General features: G+C 63.7%; 1 protein-coding gene. It reads left to right on the forward strand.

Going from position 1 to position 1,129, the window contains the following annotated elements:
• On the forward strand, window positions 1-1,129 hold a 1,129-nt coding region (gene istA / locus AC628_RS41745), incomplete at both ends, for an IS21 family transposase (protein WP_143202125.1).

Below are 1,129 nucleotides of genomic sequence, written 5' to 3' on the forward strand. Positions count from 1 at the left end.
CGTTGATCCGGATCTTCGAAGAGCTGCGCGGCCGCGGCTATGACGGCGGTTACGATGCGGTGCGGCGTTACGCCAGGCGGTGGAGCAAAGAACGCGGGCAATCGACCGCGGCTGCTTATGTCCCGCTGAGCTTTGCACCAGGCGAAGCCTACCAGTTCGACTGGAGCCACGAGGTGGTCTTGCTGAGCGGCACCACGGTGATGGTGAAGGCCGCCCATGTCCGGCTCTGTCACAGCCGCATGCTGTTCGTGCGGGCCTATCCGCGGGAGACGCAGGAGATGGTGTTCGACGCCCACGACCGGGCGTTCGCCCTGTTCAAAGGCACCTGCACCCGCGGCATCTACGACAACATGAAGACCGCCGTAGAGACGATCTTCGTCGGTAAAGGGCGTCTCTACAATCGCCGCTTCCTGCAGATGTGCAGCCACTATCTGGTCGATCCGGTCGCCTGCACGCCAGCGTCGGGCTGGGAGAAGGGGCAGGTCGAGAACCAGGTCGGGCTGGTCAGGGAACGCTTCTTCACGCCGCGGCTGCGGTTCAAAAACCTCGACGAGTTAAACGCCTGGCTGCTCGACAAATGCATCGCCTACGCCAAGGCTCATCGCCATCCGGAGCTGCCCGAGCAGACGATCTGGGACGTGTTCGAAGCCGAACGCCCCAAACTCGTTCCCTATGCCGGCCGCTTCGACGGCTTCCATGCGGTGACGGCATCGGTCTCGAAGACCTGCCTGGTGCGCTTCGACAACAACAAGTACTCGGTCGCAGCCAGCGCAGTCGGACGACCGGTCGAGGTTCAAGCCTATGCCGATCGCATCGTGATCCGTCAGGATGGACGCATCGTTGCCGAGCACCCGCGATCCTTTGGCCGCGGCGATACCGTCTACGACCCCTGGCATTATGTGCCGGTGCTCGCCCGCAAACCCGGCGCCTTGCGCAACGGTGCTCCCTTCAAAGACTGGGTGCTGCCGGCCGCGATCGAGCGGATCCAGCGCAAGCTTGCCAGCACCGACGATGGCAATCGGCAGATGGTCGACATCCTCAACGCGGTGCTGACTGACGGTCTGCCCGCGGTGGAAGCGGCCTGTGCCGAAGCGCTCAGTCACAGCGTCCATTCCGCCGATGTCGTGCT

The sequence above is a fragment of the Bradyrhizobium sp. NAS96.2 genome, assembly GCF_001908235.1.
In the GTDB taxonomy this organism is placed as follows: Bacteria; Pseudomonadota; Alphaproteobacteria; order Rhizobiales; family Xanthobacteraceae; genus Bradyrhizobium.